Below are 22,434 nucleotides of genomic sequence, written 5' to 3'. Positions count from 1 at the left end.
TGGAGGGCTAGGTGTAACTGACATTCTTGGCGTCCAACAAATCTGTGCGGAACATGCCAGGCTCGACCACGGTCGACTTGATCCCGAACTGCTCGACCTCCGCAGCCACGGATCGCTTGAACCCCTCGACGGCGTATTTCGTCGCGCAATAGGCGCGTTATGCCTGTATCCCATTACGCCACCTCCGGAGCTGACGTTCAGGATAAGTCTCCCCTTTCGGAATCATTCCCGGCGTACGACCATAGCGCACTGCCAGGACGGTGGTCAGCGTCGAGTGCATGATCTCCAACTTGGAAATCACCATGGCCACATAGGTTTCGAAGGTCGGATGCTTTCTTCCAATAGCCAGATTCGACCGCACTGTGAAGTGAGCGGTCAAGCCAGCTCATCGTGACCTCCAGCAGACCTTCAATGCGATCTGCATCGCTACTCCTGTCTTGAACCTTCCAGTCTGAGCTGCTCAGAAATAATTTCTGCGCTTGCGTCATGTGTCATGCGTCTTCGTTTAGAGCCGTGCGTGAAAGGTGAGCGCTGCGCTCGGTACTAAAATGTTTCATTAGACTGACTCCCCAAAGCCACCATTTTGCAGCTATTGTTGGGATTCTTCATGGAAGATGAAAATAATATGCCGACGCAAGACGTATCATTAGCCCTCTTTCCCTTCGGACTTGCTGAACCGGATCTGGAAATGCTGCGGCCGACAGTGGCAAGTTATACGACTCTGCTATTGCAACCTAGCGGGCCAATTTTTGCATCAGAGCAGCGCATTGGCAGCTTCGATGTGGCTACTGCGACAGCTAAAAGTCTATCGTTCCTGACATTAGCTCGCGAGAGAGGCGCGCATCTTGCGATAACACCTGAATATTTCATGCCATGGGTCGCGCTGAGCGAAGCGATAACAGCCGGCATCACACCAGCTGAAGATGCGCTTTGGGTTCTGGGATGTGAAAGCATCACACAAGAAGCACTTGAGCAGTTTACGCGGGACGTTAGCGTTCATTGCTTGGTTGTTCACGAACCATTGGAAGGCTTAGCCCAGGATCGCGATCTCTTTGATCCTGCGGTGCTTATGTTTCAGGCCAAGCATCAAGACGGCTCATCCCAATTAGTCGCGCTGGTCCAGTTCAAGACGTTTCCGTCGAGAGACGAGTTCTTTCTGGAGGAGCGGTGGTTGCGTCGGGGTACCCAGATCTACCGGTTTCAAGGGCGCAGTAGACGTCTCTCGGCAGCTGTAATCATATGCTCTGACGCCTTCGCTGTCGGAGATGATTGGCTAGCTGACTTCAATGATCGCTCGACGCTGATTCATATCCAACTCAATCCAAGTCCGCGGAACACTGCATACCGTCACTATCGAACCACAACATTCAATACGGACCCGCGATCCAGCATTTGCCATATCGTCTGCCTGAACTGGGCGCAGTCCATCGTCCAACATGGCGCACCAGGAACACCTCCTTACCCATGGAGGAACATCGCCGCATCGACTTGGTACTGCTCTGCGGAAGATTGCTCCTCCGACGATGCGGTGGTCATGCCGAATCATAATTTAGGCCTTTACTATGCCTATATGACAGAGCGGCGCCATGCTCTTCTTTTTCACTATGACGAAGCGGTATTCGAGCTACGAGTACCGAAAGTATTAACGGTTGGCATCGCAATCATGGCCAATCGAAATGGCCCCACTGCAGTCCAACGATACGTTTGGGAGGCTGATGATGATAAATGGGTAATAGCAGGCGCGCCCGAAGCGGGGTTTGCAGACCTGGTTGCTGCCAGCCCGCCGACGAAAATAGCGCTGCAGCACATTATCGCAGCTCACAATCCCTTAGCCATTGAGCGAATATTGGCATTAAGCGCTGGCCAGATAACCGGCCAATCGAATTGGCGCGCACTCAAAGAAATTGATTCCTGCAGGATGGGACCAGACGAGGTGGTGCGCAGATTAACTGTCGCTCAAGATCGCGAGGGTCAAGATTTTCGTCATCAGCGACTCAATACTGCAGCTCAGATCCACCATGAAATTTTGAACAGGATTGAATGGCCTCCTCAGGTTTGTGGAGTGGATGCAGCATCCACCCTGCGGTGGGATGATGCCAATCCGAATTTCAACGTGCTGACCGCGGGCAACCAGCCAACTCTCATCGCGTATTTAGGAGAGTCACCTCAGCCCCGCCACATAGAAAACATTGCGGACAAACTCTACGAGTTACTGCGAAGAGCTGGCGGGCAGCATCAAAAGAGGTTGTGCATAGCGTACCGAGAGTTTGGGCTACTCAAATTTGCAGGCATTGATGCTCTGACCCGCTTTGATGACCCAGCAGAAGACAAGACCGATTTCCTTGCCGTTACTCCGCTCGATACCACGGAAGCCTTATGATTGACTCAGCCGCCTTGCGTCGAACGATCACGGAAAAGCTCACTCGGGTTCAAGATTTGGGTAACGATATTTTTCGTGGGGAGCGCATCTACCAGGGTAAAACCTTTGCTACGGCCTACATTGACCTATCGGATAACGTTATCCAACGGGCAGCGAACCTGGCGAAATTTCAAGAAGAGTTGCTGGGGAGTGAATTCTTCACAGCTGATGGCGACCAGCGCTGGAATAGCTATCTGTATTTTTGGGCAGGCCCCGACTCTCAGAACGACGAAAGCTTTTTGAAAGCGAAGGCGCGTATTGAGGGGGATAGGCATTTTGCGAGAAAATTTGTCCTAACTGAAGAGGATCTTTTAGAGCGTTTTGAGGACGTCTCGATTCGGAAGCACAGCGCGCAAGTCGCTACCGACGCCAGTGTCCAATGGGAAGAGATTTTACGAACTGCAGCGCTCAGTATCTTGTTAGAGAAGCGCCCTCGAACCCAATTAATAGAACTGATAGGCACGGGAGAAGCCTTTGCCGTCGACACCGTCCCGGTAGCGCGTGCGCTTCCTAATCCCCTGTCTGACCCGCTGAGTACCGGTCTGCTTCGTAGTTTTCGGGTAGGAAAATTTCGGGCAGCCCTCACTGATAAGAAGTTTCAGTTTGGCGATGTGAACCTGATATTCGGCCCAAACGGAGTAGGCAAAACTTCATTACTCGAGTCCATAGAAGCCCTGTACTGCGGACGTGTTCGTCATGATCGTGAAGCAACGTTTGAGAACATCGAAGCCGATGTCTTCACCCCAGCCGGTGAAGTAGTAACTGTAAAAAGCACGGCTGTGCCTGCCATCATAAGGGCACGCAATCTCGCATGGTACGGACAGTCGAACCAAAACGCTGGAGCAATCAGCCAGTCATTCACCCGGTTCAACTTCCTAGATACTGATGCCGCATTCCGACTTTCGGGCGAATCAACACCGGACCAGCTTAAGAAGGATCTGAGTCTATTGCTGGTCGGGGCCGAAACCTCATCGCTATGGACCGATCTCTGCAAACTTCGTGACGACGCCATGTCAAAGCGTACGAGCTTCAGCGAGCGCATTCCCTCGCTCCAAAAGCAGACTGAATTGCTCGGTAATGAGGTCAAGCGGCTGCAAGATTCACCAACCGAGTCGACCGCTTTCACAAAATCATATCGTGCAAGTTTGCACGAACTCGGCTGTTCCTGGGCTCAGGACGACGGCAATGAAGCACTCGCACCTTCCGACCGATCTCGACTTGAATCGCTTTCACGCGGGTTACGCCAAGCTATCGCTTTAGCGCAAGACACGCCTGCGAAAATCACAACGCTACGCCAGCAAGCGCAGTCGCTGTTGGCTGCGCTCGATAAGATTCGGAACCTGGTAGAGGCTGACACGAGTAAGCGGCAGAAGCTTCGTGAGCATGAAGCGCAGATAGAGGCCTATCAGCCAATGCTGTCTGACTTGGGGGTCTGGTCGATTTACTGCGAAGCGGATGCTCCGGCTCTTGCCAAATCGATTGAGCAAGCCAAGCTTGCGACTTCAAATGCGCGGATCGCCCTCTCAGGAATATCCCTCGACGATGTCCATGAGGTTCCTGCTGAGTACGCTATTCGTGGGCTATCCGCTGCCTTCCAAATCGCCTCGGAAAGCCTCGCGCTTGCTGAGCAGCAAGAGAAGTCAGCTTCAGACAGCCTGGTGCAACAGGAGCGGATCGGCCAATCATTGACTGCACTTCGCTCAGATCTGCGTGGGCTTGCGCAGGCAATAATCGATCGTACGGGCGACACACTGCATTGCCCTGTTTGCGCGACGCCTCACCTAGACGGGGAACTGCTGCACAAAATTGAGGCACTCACCGCGACGGACAATGCGGGTCTGAGCAATGGGCTTCATCAGGCTGCACAGGTAGCCAGAGATCGCGCGCAACGAGAGCGTGATGCACTAGCTACCCTGCAAGTACTTCAACGCTTCGCCGAGGCAAATGATGTAAAGGATTTAGCAACTGTTCGCGAAATTCATGAGCGATTGATTTTAAAACACCGTGAGCTCATCGACGCGATGTCCGAGCTGGAAAGATTGGAATCAGCGACGTATTCGCTCGGTCAGTATGGTGCAGACTGGGCTGGCTACCCCAACGCAGAGGCGGCAGCTTTCAAATTGCTGGGAGCCGAGGAAGACCTTTCAAATCTGCAGGTGGTGAACTCACGCATAGCAACAATACGTAAAGATGCAGAGGCGGCAGACAAAGCCGCATCTGAGGCGCGTGAGTCTTTGACGGTTATGAACTCCGAGGTGAACGCAATTGCTCTCTCTGTAGGGCTACCTGCGGATGGAGCCTCTCCGAAGGACATGGACATTGCGATCCAACGAGCGATGGGGGCGCACGACGCAGTCTTGGATTTACTCGGTGAAGCTTCTCGGGTAATTACCTTGGCAGATGATCAACCATTAGAGCCTATTTTGCAGGCAATCGCTGACACCATTAACGCCTTTGACCGCGCCCAACATGCGGAGAAATCTGAGATAAATGCGCGTTCCGAGCTAAACGCCAGGGCCGAAGAGCTTCAAGTGGATAATTGCAGAGACTTGCCCACCCATTTGCATTCGACCTGACCAGTCATTTCCAACGGATTTGACCATCAGACTGCGTGGCCGTGACCGGCAAAAAACGACCCCCAGCAGACGCTCGACCAGGATTCCGACCTGGTCGGCGAGACTCATCGGGCGCTGCCCAATGATGCTTTCGACATAGGATTGCGCCATGCGTACCAGGCCTGGCTGAGTCGGGTCGATCTGCTGCGCCAGGACATCGGCGTGGATCAGCAGCGCATTGATCGTTTCGCCGAAGCGCACTTCGCAACCGAACCAATCGCGGTAGCGTCGTTCTGGCAGGCTGGGCGCATGACGCAGAAGCACGAGCGCGGGACGGACCGTTTCGCCCGCGAGCAATTTCAACACATTGTGTACAACCCCCAGCGTGAGCTCCGTCACCTGATTGCGTTGTGGACAATCCTCGACATCGATAGTGAATCCGATGCGGCGCAGATCCGGCGTATCATCGGTTTCTACTGCTATGCGCAGGCCCGGACTGTGGTACTGCAAGTAACGACCAATCACGCCAAAGGCTTCGCCCACCGTCTTCGCCCCCTGCCCGACGATGGCCAGCGGCCCAAGCACTTGCAACCCTTGCCGCTCGGCCAGCCTCAGTCCGAAATCTGCGCACGACAAGCAGTCGGCCGTCGCCTGTAACAGTCGGATAGCACTGCTGTAGGGCACCATACTCTCGTCATCGTCGAGTGTGGCCGGCGCGATCTGAAACCGTTCCAGCAATGGCAGCGGGTCACCGCCCAGGTCGCTCACGAGCGCCCGGTAGCCGGTCAACGACGCACTCCGCACCATCACTTGCATCGAATGCTTTCCTTCATGGCCTTTCGTCTCAGGACAAAACTCTTTCGCTTTAGGACAATATTGTATCCGGGTGGTGGCGCACAATTGCTGCCAACCTTGTTTCAACCACGGACCAATAAAAACTATGCGAGCCGTCATCTGTAAGGATCAGCAATTGCGCCTGGGCGATCTCGATTTGCCCACGCCAGCCACCGGTCAAGTGCTTGTGCAAGTACTGCGTTGCGGGATCTGTGGCTCCGATCTGCATGCGCGCCAGCACTGCGGTCATTGGGGCGATCTGATGCGGCGTAGCGGTTACCACGGTTTCGTGAGACCAGGACAGGAAGTGGTGTTCGGCCACGAAATCTGTGCGGAAGTGGTCGAGCACGGTCCCGGCTGTGACAAGAAGATTAAACCCGGCACAGCGGTCTGCACGGTACCTCTCTTGCGCAACGGAGCCGCTATCGAAATGCTGGGCTTTTCGGCACAGGCCGGCGGCGGTTATGCCGAACATATGCTGCTACAGGAAAGCATGATGATGCCGGTGCCCAATGGTTTGTCGCCCGATCTGGCAGCCCTGACCGAGCCGATGGCGGTCGCCCTGCACGCGGTGAACCGTGGCGAACTCAAACAACGGGACATCGCCATTGTCATCGGTTGCGGACCCGTGGGTCTGGCCGTGATCTGTGTGCTGAAGGCGCGCGGTATCAAAACCATTGTTGCCAGTGATTTTTCGCCTGGCCGTCGCGCGTTGGCAGCCAAATGCGGAGCAGACATTGTGCTCGATCCGGCCACCGACTCGCCGTTTGCCACCTGGAAGGCCATGGGTCATATAGGCGAACTGAATGGCGCATTGGAATTGGCCGTCGGAACGCGCGAGAAGCTGGGTAAGTTGCCGCTGCCTTGGTGGCACACTTGGCGTCTGGCTGAAGCGCTCGGCGCGAAACCGCCGCGCCCGGTGATCTTTGAATGCGTGGGTGTGCCAGGGCTGCTGCAGAATGTGATCAACGGCGCACCGCTGTTTTCGCGCGTGGTGGTCGTGGGTATCTGCATGCAAAGTGACACGCTGGAACCCGCCATCGCCATCAACAAGGAAATCGATTTACGCTTTGTGATCGGCTACACGCCGCTGGAGTTTCGTGACGCCTTGCACATGATCGCCGATGGGAAACTCAATTGTGCGCCGCTTATCACCGGCACTGTGGGGCTGAACGGCGTTGAACAAGCGTTCACCGCCCTGGGCGATCCCGAGCAGCACGCCAAGATCCTGATAGCGCCCGCCACTTCAGCCACGCTTCACAACAGCAATGCAATCACGTCAGAACCCGATTGCCTGAAAAGCGCCGCGCAATCTGTCGGGAGCGTGAAATGAACAAGGCCAATGACTCCCAAAACAGCGGTGGTGCCTGGATGATCTATGGCGCCACGGGTTATACCGGGCTGCGATTGGCTCGCATGGCCAAGAAACGTGGACTGCTCCCGGTGTTGGCCGGACGCAATGCCGTCGCACTGGAATTGCTGGGTGCCGAGTTGGGTTTGCCGTGGCGTGCGTTCAACCTTGACGACACTGCCGCCAGTCAAGCAGCACTAAGCGATATGAATGTGGTTGCCCATTGCGCAGGTCCGTATTCGGCGACAAGCAAACCCATGCTGGACACTTGTCTCGCCGTTGGCTGTCATTACGCAGACCTGACCGGTGAAGTGGATGTAATCCTGGCCGCCCAGGCGCACGATGCCGCTGCAAAACATGCCGGCATCACCGTCATCACCGGAGCCGGTTTCGATGTCATTCCTACCGATTGCATCGCGGCGGTTCTGAAACAGGCGCTACCCGATGCCACCCATTTGACGCTCGGCTTCAGCGGCCTGGACGACCTGAGTCCGGGCACCCTGAAATCTTCGCTGGAAAGCGTGGGAAAGGGCATGTCCAAGGTCAGAGTACAGAGCGCGCTAGTCGACATCCCTTATTTCTCGCGTAACAAGGTGCTGAACTTCGCCGATGGCAAAGGCTCGGTCAATGCATTCAACATTCCTTGGGCGGACGTGGCCACCGCCTACTTCTCCACCGGTATCCCTAATATTGAAGTGTATGTGCCGCGCAGTTCGGCCATGGCTCGCAGCATGTCATTGCTCAAGCCCTTCGTACGCCTGCTGCGCAATCAATCACTGGTATCGGCGCTAAAACGCTTGGTCGATCTGGTCGTCAAGGGGCCCGGCACGGCTGCGTACGAGAATGGTACCTGTCACGTGATCGGCGAAGTGCACAATGCGCGAGGCGATGTGCGTCGCGCCCATCTGCGCACACCGAACGGCTACTGTCTGACGGTGGATGGCATGCTCATGACCGTGAGTCATTTGCTTGCCCACCCTGAAAGCAATGGCTTCCATACGCCCACCACGCTGATGGGCTCACGTTGCGTCGAACGCCTGTCGGGCGTCTCGACAATCACCCTCTCCTGAGCACAAGGAATATCGGCATGGCCATTCCCAATCTTAAAAACAAACGGGTTCTCATTACCGATGCCGGTTCAGGCATCGGTCGCGCCGTGGCGATCGCCTTCGCCAAACAGGGCGCACACATTATTGCGACCGACATCCAGCCTGCACCACTGGAAAGTTTGCAAGTCGACGTGTTGGCGTTGGGCTCAACCTGCCAGATCCATACCGTGGACGTCTCGAACCAGGCAGCCATGCAGGAACTGGCCGCACAGGTGCAACGTTAAGGCGGTGCACTTGACGTATTAGTCAACAACGCAGGGATAGCCCACCTGGGCTTGTTCCTGGAAAGCGACCTGGCCCACTGGCCACGCATTATCAACATCAATCTAATGGGCGTGGTCTATGGCTGCCGCTATTTCCTCCCGGACATGGTTGCCGCTGGGGGGGCACGTCATGTACTCAATGTCGCCTCCACTGCCGGGATCTACCCCGCCCCCTCGATGGCTGCCTATTCCGCTTCCAAACACGCGATAAACGTGCTGACCGAAGCGCTGAAAATGGAGCTGGTCGATAGCGACGTCAGCTTTACCACCGTGTTCCCCGGGATCATCAACACCCCGTTGGCCGCTAACAACTCAGCCGTCTCGCCCTCTGTACCCGAGGCGCAGCGCGCAAAAAACCAGGCCTATTATCAGGCTAATGGCTGCGCACCGGAGATTGTGGCGCAAGACATGGTGCGCGCCGTGCAACGAGGCAGTGACATCTGTCTGACAGGCCCTGGCGCAGCCTTGGTCTATCACGTCAAGCGGCTGTCACTCGGCCTGTTGCGCAGGCTCATGATTAGTAAAGCCAAGCAAATCGGTTATCTATGAGTCGCCCACACATGATCACCCTCTACCACTGCATGAGTGCTCGCTCGTTCAGGCCGTTATGGGCTCTGGAAGAATTGGGATTGAGCTACAAATTGAACATGCTGCCCTTTCCGCCAAGGGTTCACGCTCGTCAATATCTGGATATCAACCCGATCGGCACGGTCCCGGCACTTGTCATTGACGACATACTGATGACCGAGTCAGCCGCTATCTGCCAATATCTGGCGAAACGATTCGGACCTACCGCCCTGGAGATCGATCCTGAAGAACCAGACTACGCCAAGTATCTGAACTGGCTCCACTACGGTGAAGCAACGCTGACATTCCCTCAGACCCTCATTCTGCGTTATGGCCAATTCGAAGAGCCGCAAAGACGATTGCCACAAGTAGTCGAGGACTACTCACGATGGTTTCTGGGTAGGCTGAAGGCCATCAGTTCCGCGCTCGAGGGACGAGAGTATCTGTGTCAGAACCGATTCACGATTGCTGATATTTCCGTTGGTTATGCACTGATGCTCGCAGAGTTCATTGGGCTGGGTGATAGATTCCCTGAAAACGTAATGCTGTATTGGCAGCGACTTCAGTCCAGGGAATCGTTCACTAAAGCGTGGCTCGCCATAGCCCGTGAAGTGTTAGGGCAGACAGTGCAGACTTTTCTGGATTCGAATGATGCAGGGCGCGATGGTGCTTTCTGCACAATTGCCTTGTTGACGCCACCACAGGCCATTTTCTGCTCCTACGATTTCGTACTGTGTTACATACCATGTATTTACGTACTATTTTTATGCTAAGTAAAGACCAATAAAACAGCATTCATCTGATAAAATAATGGAGCGTTATCGCATCATAGAGCCGTTTTTGGCTTTTTCTGGAGCGCTCCGAACTAATTCTGTGAATTTTTGCGAACTAATTTGTAGATTTTCGACCGATGCTTCAAAAGCTAATTTTTAGTTCTAGCGATGCGCCACAGAACGCAGAAGGGAAACTTCTGAACAAATTCGGAATGAGTGCGTGATGACCGGTATTTAAGCGTTATCTACTGATTACCTTGCGACTCCGCGAAAGTGAAACCTTTTGGCTACCCAATCGCCTTGGACATTCCTTTGTGGAGGTAAACTTGAAACTTTCGCGTGGACCGGTACGTAAATGGTTCCTTTCCTGTCGTAACTGCGTGAGCTCGACAGCGGATCCGTCAGTTGCCTCCCCGCACCGACAGAAATCTTGGACTATTTGACCATTTTATAGCGTCCAGAATCCCACTAAGACAGAAAACGTGGACTTTTCGTCGCCCTAGAACGGAAATCATGTAATTTCCGTTGGATGCGTCACAAAAGGTGGACTTGTAATCGTGAGATTGGCTGCTACGTGCTACTTTGCTGCTTCGTTTTGTGCCGTAACTCCGTGAGCTCAACAGCGGATTCTGTCAGTTGTCTCTTTGGCTTGAGCCAACTCTTCAGCGGCCAACACAGCTACCTCTTCAAGCCGCTTGGTTTCATTGCGTGAGTCAGCGAGCTTCTCCGCGACAGGTCCCTTAACCGTGCATGACACCGCTTGCTTCTTCGTGTGCAGCTGAAATCACGCGGTCTGGCTCGGTGGAAAGGAGATCCTGTGGACGCTTGCCTCCAAGCCATCCATTGGGAGAAATAAACCAGAATGAAATTCCCCAACCATCTTTCATGGGGCAGAGAACAGATAGTACGTCTCTAAGGCTGGGAATCGGACTGGCACCGCCTTGCGATGGGAACGCGTAAACTGGAAAAGACCTACTACCATCGTGATCGATCGAGAAAATTCGGTGGTCCGCCTCCCACCGCATAAGTGCGGGACTCAGGAACGCGATGTCGATACCCAGATGGTTAGCCAAGTCCTGTACAAGAAGGAAGTCGCCGCAGGTCAGAATGTGAGCTCTTGCAAGGGCAACCATCTTTTCTTCTCTTTCTTCGCAAGTCCGACGTTTCTCTACTCTTGCTGTAGGCGCCGTCCCTGGACGAGGACACTCGTCTAGCTCCTGCCCCTTTAGTGGGTTATCCGCAAGAGCAGAAATCTCGGTCCGACTGACCTCGTTCGCGGAAGCTTTGACATCTTTATCGGGTTCGATCGTCATGGTTTTGTTACCTGATTGCCCTTCAGTTCTCCTGCTTCATGGAGCGCATTGCTTGAGTATATAACGCCAAATATGCTGCCCGGACGGTTACTGGCAGCTCAGCGTAAATCTGCATAAATTTCATCGTATGCGTCCGGCCAAGTCATCTACCCACGTGTCGCCCTAGCACCTACCTAATTAGGAAGCAGCGTTGTATGAGTTCGACCGCAGCGTCTCCGTTCGCCTCATACAAGCCGAGCAAGCTGGCCTGGTCCGTAAGCGAATGAAGCTTGAAATAGTTGTAGAAGGCCTAGCCGAGCCGCTGTTGCTCGAAGTCAGCTCGTTCCCAAGCGGCCAGAAAATCCTTATATTTCGAGGCTTCAATCTCGTACACGCCAACCTCCATAATTTCAGTGTGCCCTTACCGACAAGCTTTCATTTTTTGAATTGATGATCCTCGCATAATGGACGTTATGGATAAACTCAGCGCCGAGGCTTCGCTATTATTCCGGCGCTGAATTCGTCGATCACGACGGCAAAGCTACCATAGCGTCATATTATGCGAACCTTCGGATTCACCTCGTGGGGCTCTGCCCCATGCTTTTCACCACCGTAGAACTTGAGGACAGCTGAAATTGAGGCTGCCCTTCGACAGGCGGAAAAATGACTTTATAGACGATTATTAGGTTTCCTGGCACTACGTAGTAGCCCTACTCCCCCCCCTCAAACAGCTTGGCAATGCCATTATCTAGCGCATCCGATGCTTCGGCATTAAATTCAAAATCCGATAGCATTCCACGCCGTTTAAGATTCGTTACAGGAGAGAGTTTGGCCACAGGTATGCCGCCATCGGTCAAGATGATTGTGTCTCCGTCCACTACCGCATCGATGAGTGTAGAAAAAAGCGTTTTGGCAGCTTGTATATCGAGAGTCTGCATTCCGTCATCTCCCCCTGCCTTTTCTGGCCTTACACGCCTATCACCGCCGCAATTAGCGCTGCCTGATCGACAAGTCAGAACTCAATCATCTTGAGGTGCGGCGTGGTTCGAACCGCCCGCGAGACGCCCTGTTGGCTCGTATTCAGCTCCGAACTGCAATGCGGCATCAAGAAATCTGTTTGCTACATTCTTTGATCTGATTGCGCTCATTTGTTGAGCTTCGGCCTCAAATTTAGCCTTCAAGAACCACTTGGATGTACTGACTTTACGCCTTCCTTTCATGACAGCTCTCTCGTGGATGCTGTGAGTTACGGATGCTCCTTCCATCGCACTCATTGTGGCTTATTGCTAGCAGTCGAGTGTTTAGTCATCTCTCAGAAGATCGGACTCGCGTAGATTTTCGTGACCGTCGACTGATGAACACTCTTTCCCCTACTTCATAATGGTTGAGTTACGTCACAGCTTGAAATCCGAACATTACTCAGGGGCTTCCGCTTCGTCAGGTAGATTTACAGCATTGACCAGCCGAGTTATGACGATGGATAGCCACGATTGATGGGCGACAAGTTGCGAGTCGACGTTGCCACCCGCGTTGGACGTTTCGTAGAGTGACCTCCAGTCAAGAATATCCGCTGGGTCGACCTGGGCGTTGTCCCGGAACACTGCTTGTGAAGCAAGTCGATATGCGTATGTATCCAAAGAAACCTCCCCCCTCCCCTTGAGCTTGACCCGAGCAAAATCAAACACATTCTCGACGACCCATCGTGGAGAGCCGTTGAGTTTTGGAGGGATCGCTAATAGGACGCCAACGATGGCCTTATCTGAATCAGGTCGGTCGATTTCGTTGAAGAGATCAACCAATTTTTGGCCTGACAGGCATTTTTCCATCTCGATGCCCTGCTCCGGCCGAGCAATGTTCGCCACCGCGACAATCAGCATGGTTGCAGGGCTGTCCTCGTCACCCGTCGTAGATAACTGACTGGCGCTAATCTGTAGTGCGGGCATAAACCCCTCCCAAAATGAACACTATAGATTGTAGCTCTATAGAGTTCAAAAAGGCTTCATCGTTCCTTTTGTGAGTGAAACAAAATGGAACTGAGGGAAGCGTTCGCTATTGCGTTACGTAACACACGTATTCGTCGGGGTTTGACCCAAGAAGATTTTGGAATTGTCAGCAGCAGGACATATCTCAGCACCCTTGAACGTGGCCTTAAAAATGTGACGCTGGAGAAGGCATCGGAGCTTGCAGGTAGAATGGGGGTACACCCGCTTACCCTTCTTCTTGAGAGTTTTTTGCTCCTCGATCCTGATACGAATTTAGACGCGTTGCTAGAACGGGTCCGACAAGAATCCACTTCGGGCCAGTCCCTCGACTCGTAGATTGGGGCCGATAATGGAGATCTCGCAGGCGATGAGGGGTCTTGACTTGGCTGGCCGACAAACATATCGCCTCACGCTGCGGACTGTGCCTACATTGCAATTGGTTGAAAGCAGGCCCAAATTCGCACACGATTTGTTCTGAATGATTTGTTGGTGACGGTTCGTCGCCCCTTCCCGGAAGGCTCCATCCAATTTTCCCGTTGCTCGTCCATACTGAACCGATGAATACCCCAACGACCGCTCGGCGTCAGCTAAACAAGAAAGGCGAAATGCGTGATGCCGCTATCGCCGCATTCTCGGATTTCAGTGCCAATCGGGTTTTGCTTAATGATTCCGAGCGACTGCTTCAGATCAAAGCAGGGTTTTCCGCTCAGCTTTTTCAAGTGGTTCGCATAGCTTTTGACCTTCAGGGGCGTAGCTTGGAGATGCTCCTCAACGTGTCAATCTCCACGTTGAAGCGACGTAGCCGTGAACAACAGCCGCTCACCTCCGTCGCTTCAGAACGGCTAGATCGAGTTGCCGTGGTCTGCCATTTGGCTGAACAGGTGTTCCAAAATAGAAATATGGCCGCATGCTGGATGTCGAAACCAAACAAAGCCCTCGGCGGAGATACGCCAGTGCTGCTCTGTGGAACGGAAATTGGGGGCAAGCAGGTTCGTCGGGTGCTTCAAGCGCTGGAATGGGGAGGTCCTGCCTAGATTTGGATTCGGAGCGTAAGCGTTCTGCTAATCGACGCCTGGGTTTTAGGAAATTTCATTCGAGAGGTTTTTGGTCGGGCGCTAGCGGACTGTGTGCAGTTGAATCGGTCAAGTACAAGCGATACCAGTTGCTCGAATAAGTTGGGCAGCGGCTTGGTTGGGGATTAAGTGAAAATAAGCTCCCATTCACGAGCCAGCAAGACGCGGCACGCTGCCACTGAACCACTGAACCACTGAACCACTGAACCACTGAACCACTGAACCACTGAACCACCGAAGCAGCGTTGTGATACCGCTTGCATATTGGCTTCAGTAATGTAGGTAATGACTTCGCCTCGCTCATCAAATAAAACGCCGCCCGCTCCTCTCAAGAGTGCGTGGCCTGCGACAACGTCATGTGCGGAAACGGGATAAAGAGAGACGCCACAGACACCCTCCCCCGCGGCGACTTTGGCGAGCCTGTAGGCAATGGATGGCATTGCTACAAAAGTGCTGGGTTGGCAGGGCTTGCTATTAAGTTCAGGCTTATTGATTGCAGCGGCACTGACCATCACGAACTCGCCGCTCGACAACGTTTTGGTAGTAAGCCGTGACGTGACGGACTGTCCATTGCGGCTCACCTCGGCCATCCCTTCTGCCCAAGCAATGCAATCAGGCGTTCCCTCAACGGTGACGGGGGCATACACCACACCTAGTACGGGCAACTGATTGTGCAATAGACCGATAGAAAGGGCTGAGCCTTTGAGCCCCTTGAGAAAATCCGCGGTCCCGTCGTTCGGGTCAACGACCCAGCACCAGGGATGGCCCGTCAGAAGGTGTCCGGTCTCCTCTCCCCAGAAGTCGCATGAAAGAAGCTTCAGCAAGTGCTGATGTAAGAACTGTTCGATTTCTTCGTCGACGGCGGCCTTGTCACCTTGACCTCGTGGTCCGTCAACTCTCGCCCACTCGGCAATCAATAGCTGGCCAGCGCGAATGACGACCTCAATGGTCTGGGTGAGTAGTTGTTCAAGGTTGGGGTTTTGCACGAAATGTGAAGCCCTATGGTTGGGTGGGGTAATGCGATGGTCCTCGACTATAAGGCGACGCGAATCGTGCTTCAGTCGCCTAATAAACTGTCAGCCAAATTGCAACATCGCTTCTCAAAATCTGTGTGTGCCCTTCTGCCTCTTTCCGCATGACTCGATGGACTTCGCCTTAAATCTACGCTTGCAATGACTGTTAATGGCTGATGAGCTTACGTACAGCAGAAGAATTTCGCTGCCATCAAGACTCTATCCTTTTTGTGGTTAAGGATTGTAGGGGCAGGCTTTTCAAACTGTGCGCCCTGTTGCTTCGACCTGTACTAGCAGGCAAGCCGCTTTCCCATTCTGGGTGATGACGAACGTCTGCCCCTGCGCAACCAATACCAGCAGACGATGCATACGGCGGCGAGCCTGGCTTTTACTGTAAGTGGTGCGCATGGCTGATACCGCTGACCAGATGGTGAAACGGACTGAGTTTGTTGGAGGCTGCGCACCGCAGGTACGCAGGTACGCCGGTTGAGTGGCTTCGGGTGCTCTGACCCATTTTCGGATGGTGTTTCTCGACAGCCCGGTACGCTTGGCTATCTGATGCAGCGACAGCTTGTCGCGAAAATACATGCGCCGAATTTTGCCCATCATTTCCATGCTGATCACCCTGTGTTCTCCTGCTCAAAAATTGAGCAGAAGCAGTTGAACACCTGGGTCAGTTTTCAGTCGGCAGAACAGCCTTTACTAGGTCAGTTTTCGGTCAGCGGCAACATCGATATCCCCTATACTCCTGAAACAGATCCCCTCCTCTGCAAATAACCTATGAGAGCAACTCAACTAAACATCTATTTAGTTGAGTTAGCAGTTACCCTGGTTTGGTGTCCTCCAGCCAGAAGCTATATGCAATATCTGATAACTGTCTGCCCCGTATTTCGTAACTCCCATTAGACACTCAAACTGACACCATTCCAGTACCCCATTGGTCCATCCATGTCACGATTCCCTCAGCCGCTGTTCGACACCTAAGAGCTCAACTTTCTCCAGCTCAGCGAGGAACGTCCTTCTGTCCAGCGGCTCGTAAACCGCTCCAGGATCTGCGCCGCTCTGATGCTGAGCAATTCATGGAATTTTGTCTTAATCCGCCTGCGGATTGGGTCGGCCCAATCGTCAAATCCCGGTTCAAACACATCGGTGGACGCAAGCGGCTTGAATCGGATGAGTTCATACGCAAGCTGGCAGCTCACGCTGATTGTCGTCGCCACGCTCTTTGCTATGCGGCTCTGTGTTTCTGACTTGATCGGCCGTGACAACTGACGGCCAAAAATGGGGATTTGCGACAGGATACAACGGATAACTGGCGGTTCCACGTGGTCGGTAAAGGTAATAAAGCGAAGATCGGTGTGAGAGACGAGTACGTCGAGTGCTATCTCGTCAGATATCGCGACTTCCTAAAGCTCTCTCCCCTACCCTCACCGCAGGAATAAACGCCACTGATTACCACACTGAAAGGTCGCGGAGCGCTGTCGGATCGACATGAGTTCCATAAAAAAGGCATGCATGATTGGTCTGTCACCATCGCTTTACTGGACAGATCATCCAGTCTTAAAAGTTCTCCTGCTGCTAAGCCGACCTCTTCCAGGGAGGAATCGCGATGCTAAATTCGGAGGGGAAACATACCCAGCTACTCCCAGCCGTTATGGTCCCCAGAACCCGAACGAGCTGCCCACTAAAGAGCAACGCGATCCCAAATACCGCAGAAGGCCATGCGAGTGCTTTTACTATTTCAACCATGAAAGTGCCACCGCATATCTGAGAAACGCCTTACCGCTTTCCGGCCTGCTCAATCCGTGTGCCGCGTTCCACTACCTGCGAGTAACGGCCTTGCTCAAGCGCTGAAAACGCCTGTGCCCCCCCCCCGACAAGAGGGGGGTTTAAGCGTTCAAAACGAGTAATTTTTACTCCCGGAACAACAAGTACTGTCATCGATGCTCGAAAGCAGGTGAACGGATGAAAATAATAATAATGCTGTCTGTAGTTGCATCGCTGACTGCGATGATCGCCGTCGTTCTACGACTGGACGAGGTCTGGTTCGAGTCGCAGCGCCAGGCCGCGAGTGAATGCCAGGTCAATCAATACACTTGCTTCAAACCGGCCGTGAGTTTCGCGTCACTGCACTGATTTTACTTCAGGCTCGCCCCCTGCTACCGCCGGCCTGGGTTCGATACTGCGCCGGCGTAGTTGCATGTGCAGTCTTGAATGCCGCTGTCAGGTGGCTCTGGGTACTGAAACCACATTCCAGGGCGATGTGCAGAATCGGCAGGTCGGTTTGCATGAGCAGATCGCGTGCATGTTCCAGCCGCGTATTCATCACGTAACGATGAGGTGGCATGCCCATCGCATTCTGAAACAACCGCCGAAAATGCGCCGGACTGACCTCGGCCTGTTCCGCCAGTTGGCTGATCGATAGCTCCTGCGCCAGGTGCTCACGGATGTAGACCAGTACTGTCTGCAGACGCGCCAGCTGAATGTGCGGTGGATTAATGCCGCTGGTGATATCGGACCGCAGCACACGGCATACCTGCTCGAGCATGACCGCAGACAACCTGTCCATGAAGCCCCGGTCGGCCTTTTTACCCAGATTCAGTTCATCCATCAGTTGCCGGGCAGCGGCGCTGACCAGGGCATCGCTGAAGGAAAACGGTGCCTGCGCATCAGCGCAGAGCTCGAGCAACTTTTGAAAAACGCCGTCGGTGCGCTCGGGCAAGTAGAACACCGCAAAGTCGACGCTGCCGGAATAGTGCCAATGGGTTGCACAACCGGCAGGCATCAGCAGCGATACAAAAGGCAGTGAGGTCGAGCGCAGCTCCCCTTCCATGCCTTCTTGCACCCGTGAGCCGCCGAACTGGGTCAAGAGGGCCATGACACTGACCGGAGGTACGACCCGATCGGTCTCATGAAGAAAATAACGCTCGGCATACAAGGGCATTTCACTGCACAGCATACCGCCAACCATCGGCAAACCTAGTGCTTCGTGGACTTGCTGTTGCGGATTCATCGGTATCTCGGGATGAGCAGATTTTGACAAATATGACCGCTTTTTCGGTGAGTTGTCGAGGGCCGGAAGAACAATCATTGCACCCATATTCAACCCTCCGGTAAACGCCAGGCGGGCCATTTCATCTCCAGTCGAGGAACCGTGATGATCAACTTACACGACACGCTGCAGTTGCCCGCCGTTGGCTTGACCGGTTTTGAAACACCGCTGACCGAAGAAGAATCCGCCATTCAGCAGAGCGTTCATCAGTTTGCCAAAAACATCATGCGACCGATCGGCCAAGAGCTCGACAAGATGAGCGCGGCCGATGTCTGCGCGCCAGGCTCGCCGTTCTGGTCGGTGTTTCAGGAAGCCGCAAAACTGGGCCTTGATCCGTCCTTTTTCTCCCAGTTCCCAGCCGAAGTCGCGGTACGCCTCGAGTCGCTGATCGGCGAGGAATTGGGCTGGGGCGATGCGGGCCTAGGCACTTCATTGGCAGCGGCCGGCTTTCCCCTGCACATGGCGATGGCTGCCGGCAACCAGGAACTGGTCGATCTCTGCACCGGCAAGGTCGGCTGCTGGATGATCACCCATCCGGACAAGGGCAGCGACATCATGGTTTATGACATGAAGCGCGAGTGGCCCCACGGCCAGCAAGGTAACAAGGGCAGCCTCTCGGCCAAGGTCGGCAAGGACGAAATCGTCATCAACGGCCAGTGCTCGGCCTGGGTCTCCAATGGTGCCGTGGCGCAAGTAGCGCTCGCCTACATCGGTGCCGATTACGGCGACGGTTACTTCGATACCGAAGGGCGGCCCCATGGCGTGGCGGTGATCATCCCCCTCGACCTGCCCGGTGTCTCGCGCGGCAAGCCGCTGGACAAGATCGGCCAGCGCGCGCTACCACAAGGCGAAGTCTATTTCGACAACGTCAAAGTGCCGCTGCGTTTTGCGGTCGCACTGCAAGACCAGTACTACGGCAACCAATCCTCGGCCTGGTCCTACGCCGGCACCCACATGTCGCAATGTTTTACCGGTGTTGCTCGCTCGGCCTTCGAACTGGCCTTGCAGTATTGCCATGAGCGCAAACAAGGCGGCCAGTTGCTGATCGACCATCAGCTCACCCGCTATCGCCTCGGCGACATGCTGCGCCGAGTGGAACTGGCCCGGGGGGTGGCGCGCCGTTCGCTGGCCTATGCACGCCTGTCGCCGCAATCCCATCCCTACGCCACGGCATCAGCCAAGGTCACGGTGACCGAGGAATGCATGAAGGTCGCCAGCGAGGCGCTGCAACTGTTCGGCGGCGCCGGCACCTCGCGCGAATACCCGATCGAAAAAATCTTCCGCGATGCCCGCTCGGCCCTGATCGAAGACGGCGAAAACTACATCATCACCATGCGCGCTGGCCTGTTGTGCCAACAGCTTTATGCCGAAGGTTGGTCGCAGAACTGACCCCGGCACTCAACCCAGTAACCTCAAACAACAAGAGATACTCGAAAATGGCTAAATACCCCGTAGTTGTCTATGGCGCCAGTGGCTACACCGGCATGCTGACCATGGACTGGCTGATCGATCAGAACATTCCATTCACCGCCGTGGCGCGCAACGCCGGGCGTGTGCACGAAATGATGGCGCAGCGCGTGGTGCGTCTGGAGTCCGCCACCTATGAAGTCATTGAGGCCGAACACACGGTCGAAGCACTGACGGAAGCCTTCCGGGGTGCCAAGGTGGTTTGCAACACCGTCGGTCCCTTCGTCAATTTCGGCCTGACCACTGTTGAAGCAGCGCTCAAGGCCGGTTGCCATCACCTCGATACCACTGGTGAACAGGGATACATGCGCGAAGTGCGGGAAAAATTCGGCAAACTCTATGCCCAGGCCGGCCTGCTGGTCTCGCCATCGCTGTCCTACATGTACACCTATGCGGAAATCGCCGCGGAACTTGCGCTGGAAACCCCGGGCATCGACGCGTTGGAAACCTCGACACTGTGCCGTGGCCCGCGCGATGCCGGGTCCGGCGTGACCGTTGGTTCGACGGCCTCCATCTTCGAGTTGTATCGCTCCGAACAGTGCTACCTGTGGGAGAAGAAACTGGTCCCACACGCCATCGACACCTCTTTCAACATCGCCTCGCCCGACTTCCTACAACCGGTCTTTGCCCTGCCGTGGGGCGGCACCTCCTTGCCGGTGTATTTCGAAAACGATCCGCGCGTACGCTCCTGCGTTTCCTGCGTCGGCTTTTATGACAACAACGTCATGAAGATGGTGCATGCCTTGGGCCAGAAGTGGGAGGCCGAATACAAGCACCTGCCAAAAGAACAGCAGGATGCGGTACTCAAGCAAATCGTCGAGTCGACCACCCCGACCATGCCGCCGCGCGAGCGCACCACCACCGTGCGCATGGTCGACACCGCCATCGGTCGCGGCCAGCTCTCGGCCGTGCGCGCCACCGTACATGGCACCACCGCCTACATTGCCACCGGCGCCCTGCAGGTCGCGGCCGCAATCAAGCTGATCGATGGCGAGACCAACAAGGTCGGTTTCGCGTCCGGTTCCAAAGCCTTCGGTCACCGCTACCTGTTGGGCTTCCTCGAAGAGCGCGGCCTGGCTCGTGCCACCGTTACCCCGCTCTGATCGGCTGCACTGGAGAAATTCATGGCAATAATTGATTTCTACGACCGCGGCTGGGGCATCGACCCGGCCGGTGTCGCCTACATCCAGGGCGAGCGCTCCTATACCTTCGACGAAATCGGCGAACTTTCTTGCCGAGTCGCCAACAAGCTGCTCGCACTGGGCTTGCCGAAGGAAACCAAGGGCGCGATCTGGGCCGGCAATGACGTGACTGCCTGGGCCTGCACCTTGGGACTGTGGCGCGCGAACATGACCTGGATTCCGGTCAACGGGCGCAATGCCGTTCAGGAGAACACCGACATTCTCGACGCGTTCGATTGTGAGGTGATGTTCTACCAGCACGAATTCGCAGCAGCGATGGCCGACATCCGGCCTGCACTGCCGAAGATCAAGCACTGGATCTGCATCGACGCCACCGACGGCGATACACCATCGCTTGATACCTGGACCGCGGGCCAACCAACGACGCGTCCGGAAGTCGCCTATGACATGGACGACGTGGTCATGCTCTCGCCCACCGGCGGCACCACCGGCAAGCCAAAAGGCGTGATGAATACGCATCGCAGTGCGCAAACGTTCATTGCGCACTTCATGCTCGCCTGTGCTTATCGCGACGGGCATAAACCGGTGAATATGGCCGCCGCACCGATGACCCACACCGCCGGCCTGTTGGCGGTTCCTTGCACGGCGCAAGGTGGCACAGTCGTCGTGCTCCCAAAGCCTGATCCGGCGCTGATGCTGACGTCCATTGCGCAACATAAGGTCAGCGAGTTCTTTCTGCCGCCGACGGTGATTTACAAGCTGCTGGAAATCCCCGGCATCGAAACCGTCGACTTCTCCTCGGTGAAATTCTTGTTGTACGGCGCCGCACCAATGTCGGTCGAGAAGCTGAAAAAAGCCATCGAAGTCTTCGGTCCGATCATGGCCGGCGGCTACGGCCAGACCGAGGCCCCCGCCAGCATTTCGTACCTGCGGCCCGACGAGCATCTGGTTAACGGTGAACTCGCCAGTGACAGTCGCCTGTCGTCGGTCGGCCGGCCTAATCCGCTGATTCGGGTCGAAATGATGAACGATGCCGGGCAGATTCTGGACCGGGGTGAAACCGGTGAAATTTGCGTGCAGGGCGACCTGATCATGAAGGGCTATTACAAACAGCCGGAAGTGACCGCGCAAACCATCGTCGGCGGTTGGCTGCACACGGGCGATATCGGCCATATCGACAGCGAAGGCTACCTGCACCTGACCGATCGCAAGAAAGACATGATCATCACCGGTGGCTTCAACGTCTATCCGAGTGAAGTCGAGCAAGTGTTGTGGAGCCATCCTGCGGTGCAGGACTGCGCGGTGATCGGCGTCCCCGATGAGAAATGGGGCGAAGCGGTCAAGGCCGTGGTTGAGCTCAACCCTGGCCATAGCGCTTCGGCACAGGAACTGATTGACCTGTGCAAGACCCGTTTGGGCGGCGTCATGGCGCCCAAGTCGGTCGACTTCATCACTAGCCTGCCGCGCAGTCCCGTGGGCAAGGTGCTGAAGAAAGACCTGCGCCAGCAGTACTGGGAAAACTCCACTCGCAACATCTGAGGT

Annotated in this window: 17 protein-coding genes and 4 pseudogenes; 13 read left to right on the top strand and 8 right to left on the bottom strand. The window is 54.9% G+C overall.

Going from position 1 to position 22,434, the window contains the following annotated elements; translation table 11 throughout:
* Positions 1 to 7: 7 nt before the first annotated feature.
* Positions 8 to 142 (bottom strand): annotated as a pseudogene (locus tag JFU37_RS31435) (short-chain dehydrogenase/reductase); the annotation flags it as partial.
* 465 nt (positions 143 to 607) lie between these two features.
* Here JFU37_RS31435 and JFU37_RS29595 point away from each other — a divergent pair.
* Positions 608 to 2,380, top strand: coding sequence for a hypothetical protein (locus tag JFU37_RS29595; protein WP_201120662.1), 1,773 nt, complete (start codon positions 608 to 610; stop codon positions 2,378 to 2,380).
* The gene (locus JFU37_RS29590) at positions 2,377 to 4,995 is read left to right on the top strand and encodes an AAA family ATPase (protein WP_201120661.1); all 2,619 of its coding nucleotides are present in this window, start codon (positions 2,377 to 2,379) and stop codon (positions 4,993 to 4,995) included. Before JFU37_RS29595 ends, JFU37_RS29590 begins: the two co-directional genes overlap by 4 nt.
* On the opposite strand, the gene JFU37_RS29585 is transcribed toward JFU37_RS29590, so the two are convergent.
* Positions 4,924 to 5,790, bottom strand: coding sequence for an AraC family transcriptional regulator (locus tag JFU37_RS29585; RefSeq protein WP_201120660.1), 867 nt, complete (start codon positions 5,788 to 5,790; stop codon positions 4,924 to 4,926). The two genes, JFU37_RS29590 and JFU37_RS29585, sit on opposite strands and share 72 nt — an antisense overlap.
* Before the next feature lie 124 nt (positions 5,791 to 5,914).
* Between JFU37_RS29585 and JFU37_RS29580 the strand changes: the two genes are divergently transcribed.
* The 4 genes and pseudogenes from JFU37_RS29580 (at position 5,915) to JFU37_RS29565 (ending at position 9,871) form a co-directional block, all read left to right on the top strand.
* Positions 5,915 to 7,141: a zinc-binding dehydrogenase gene (locus JFU37_RS29580; RefSeq protein WP_201120659.1), complete on the top strand. Its 1,227-nt coding sequence runs from the start codon at positions 5,915 to 5,917 to the stop codon at positions 7,139 to 7,141.
* Positions 7,138 to 8,229: a saccharopine dehydrogenase family protein gene (locus tag JFU37_RS29575; protein ID WP_242485864.1), complete on the top strand. Its 1,092-nt coding sequence runs from the start codon at positions 7,138 to 7,140 to the stop codon at positions 8,227 to 8,229. Before JFU37_RS29580 ends, JFU37_RS29575 begins: the two co-directional genes overlap by 4 nt.
* A 17-nt stretch (positions 8,230 to 8,246) precedes the next feature.
* Positions 8,247 to 9,080 (top strand): annotated as a pseudogene (locus JFU37_RS29570) (SDR family NAD(P)-dependent oxidoreductase).
* Positions 9,081 to 9,091: 11 nt separating this feature from the next.
* A complete protein-coding gene (locus tag JFU37_RS29565; RefSeq protein WP_201120658.1) occupies positions 9,092 to 9,871 on the top strand; it encodes a glutathione S-transferase family protein in 780 nt (259 codons plus the stop codon).
* Between the two features lie 740 nt (positions 9,872 to 10,611).
* Here JFU37_RS29565 and JFU37_RS29560 read toward each other — a convergent pair.
* From JFU37_RS29560 to JFU37_RS29550, 3 genes are all read right to left on the bottom strand, one after another.
* Positions 10,612 to 11,184, bottom strand: a complete 573-nt coding sequence (locus JFU37_RS29560; protein WP_201120657.1) for a hypothetical protein — start codon at positions 11,182 to 11,184, stop codon at positions 10,612 to 10,614.
* Between the two features lie 689 nt (positions 11,185 to 11,873).
* The gene (locus JFU37_RS29555) at positions 11,874 to 12,101 is read right to left on the bottom strand and encodes a type II toxin-antitoxin system Phd/YefM family antitoxin (protein ID WP_201120656.1); all 228 of its coding nucleotides are present in this window, start codon (positions 12,099 to 12,101) and stop codon (positions 11,874 to 11,876) included.
* Between the two features lie 477 nt (positions 12,102 to 12,578).
* Positions 12,579 to 13,106, bottom strand: coding sequence for a hypothetical protein (locus tag JFU37_RS29550; protein WP_242485863.1), 528 nt, complete (start codon positions 13,104 to 13,106; stop codon positions 12,579 to 12,581).
* A gap of 84 nt (positions 13,107 to 13,190) precedes the next feature.
* Here JFU37_RS29550 and JFU37_RS29545 point away from each other — a divergent pair, with 84 nt between their 5' ends.
* Both JFU37_RS29545 and JFU37_RS29540 read left to right on the top strand, forming a co-directional pair.
* Complete coding sequence (locus JFU37_RS29545; RefSeq protein ID WP_201120655.1) at positions 13,191 to 13,481, top strand: helix-turn-helix domain-containing protein; 291 nt, start codon at positions 13,191 to 13,193, stop codon at positions 13,479 to 13,481.
* Positions 13,482 to 13,750: 269 nt separating this feature from the next.
* Positions 13,751 to 14,179 carry an antitoxin Xre/MbcA/ParS toxin-binding domain-containing protein gene (locus JFU37_RS29540; protein ID WP_242485862.1) on the top strand — a complete coding sequence of 143 codons (429 nt, stop codon included), beginning with the start codon at positions 13,751 to 13,753 and terminating at the stop codon, positions 14,177 to 14,179.
* Positions 14,180 to 14,343: 164 nt separating this feature from the next.
* Here the strand turns inward: JFU37_RS29540 and JFU37_RS29535 are convergent, their stop codons facing one another.
* Together JFU37_RS29535 and JFU37_RS29530 are read right to left on the bottom strand one after the other, a co-directional pair.
* Entirely contained in the window at positions 14,344 to 15,204 is an 861-nt protein-coding gene (locus JFU37_RS29535) for an inositol monophosphatase family protein (RefSeq protein ID WP_201120653.1), read from the bottom strand.
* Positions 15,205 to 15,661: 457 nt separating this feature from the next.
* Positions 15,662 to 15,837: pseudogene (locus tag JFU37_RS29530) on the bottom strand (helix-turn-helix domain-containing protein); the annotation flags it as partial.
* Positions 15,838 to 16,262: 425 nt separating this feature from the next.
* On the opposite strand from JFU37_RS29530, the pseudogene JFU37_RS31430 reads away from it, so the two are divergent.
* Positions 16,263 to 16,619, top strand: a pseudogene (locus JFU37_RS31430) (hypothetical protein); the annotation flags it as partial.
* A gap of 577 nt (positions 16,620 to 17,196) precedes the next feature.
* On the top strand, positions 17,197 to 17,367 hold the full coding sequence (locus tag JFU37_RS29525; RefSeq protein ID WP_201120652.1) for a hypothetical protein: 171 nt from the start codon (positions 17,197 to 17,199) through the stop codon (positions 17,365 to 17,367).
* Positions 17,368 to 17,374: 7 nt separating this feature from the next.
* On the opposite strand, the gene JFU37_RS29520 is transcribed toward JFU37_RS29525, so the two are convergent.
* Positions 17,375 to 18,244 (bottom strand): helix-turn-helix domain-containing protein, encoded by an 870-nt coding sequence (locus JFU37_RS29520; protein ID WP_201120651.1) that lies wholly within the window; start codon positions 18,242 to 18,244, stop codon positions 17,375 to 17,377.
* Between the two features lie 144 nt (positions 18,245 to 18,388).
* On the opposite strand from JFU37_RS29520, the gene JFU37_RS29515 reads away from it, so the two are divergent.
* From JFU37_RS29515 to JFU37_RS29505, 3 genes are read left to right on the top strand one after another with little or no spacing between them, the layout of a single operon-like run.
* Positions 18,389 to 19,672, top strand: coding sequence for an acyl-CoA dehydrogenase family protein (locus tag JFU37_RS29515; protein WP_201120650.1), 1,284 nt, complete (start codon positions 18,389 to 18,391; stop codon positions 19,670 to 19,672).
* A 47-nt stretch (positions 19,673 to 19,719) separates the two neighbouring features.
* A complete protein-coding gene (locus JFU37_RS29510; RefSeq protein WP_201120649.1) occupies positions 19,720 to 20,853 on the top strand; it encodes a saccharopine dehydrogenase family protein in 1,134 nt (377 codons plus the stop codon).
* Between the two features lie 21 nt (positions 20,854 to 20,874).
* Positions 20,875 to 22,431 (top strand): AMP-binding protein, encoded by a 1,557-nt coding sequence (locus tag JFU37_RS29505; RefSeq protein ID WP_201120648.1) that lies wholly within the window; start codon positions 20,875 to 20,877, stop codon positions 22,429 to 22,431.
* The last annotated feature ends 3 nt before the right edge of the window (positions 22,432 to 22,434 follow it).

The sequence above is a fragment of the Pseudomonas sp. TH41 genome (assembly GCF_016650695.1).
Lineage (GTDB): Bacteria > Pseudomonadota > Gammaproteobacteria > Pseudomonadales > Pseudomonadaceae > Aquipseudomonas.
Note: the sequence above shows the minus strand (reverse complement) of the source record. Positions and strands in the feature narration are given on the sequence as shown.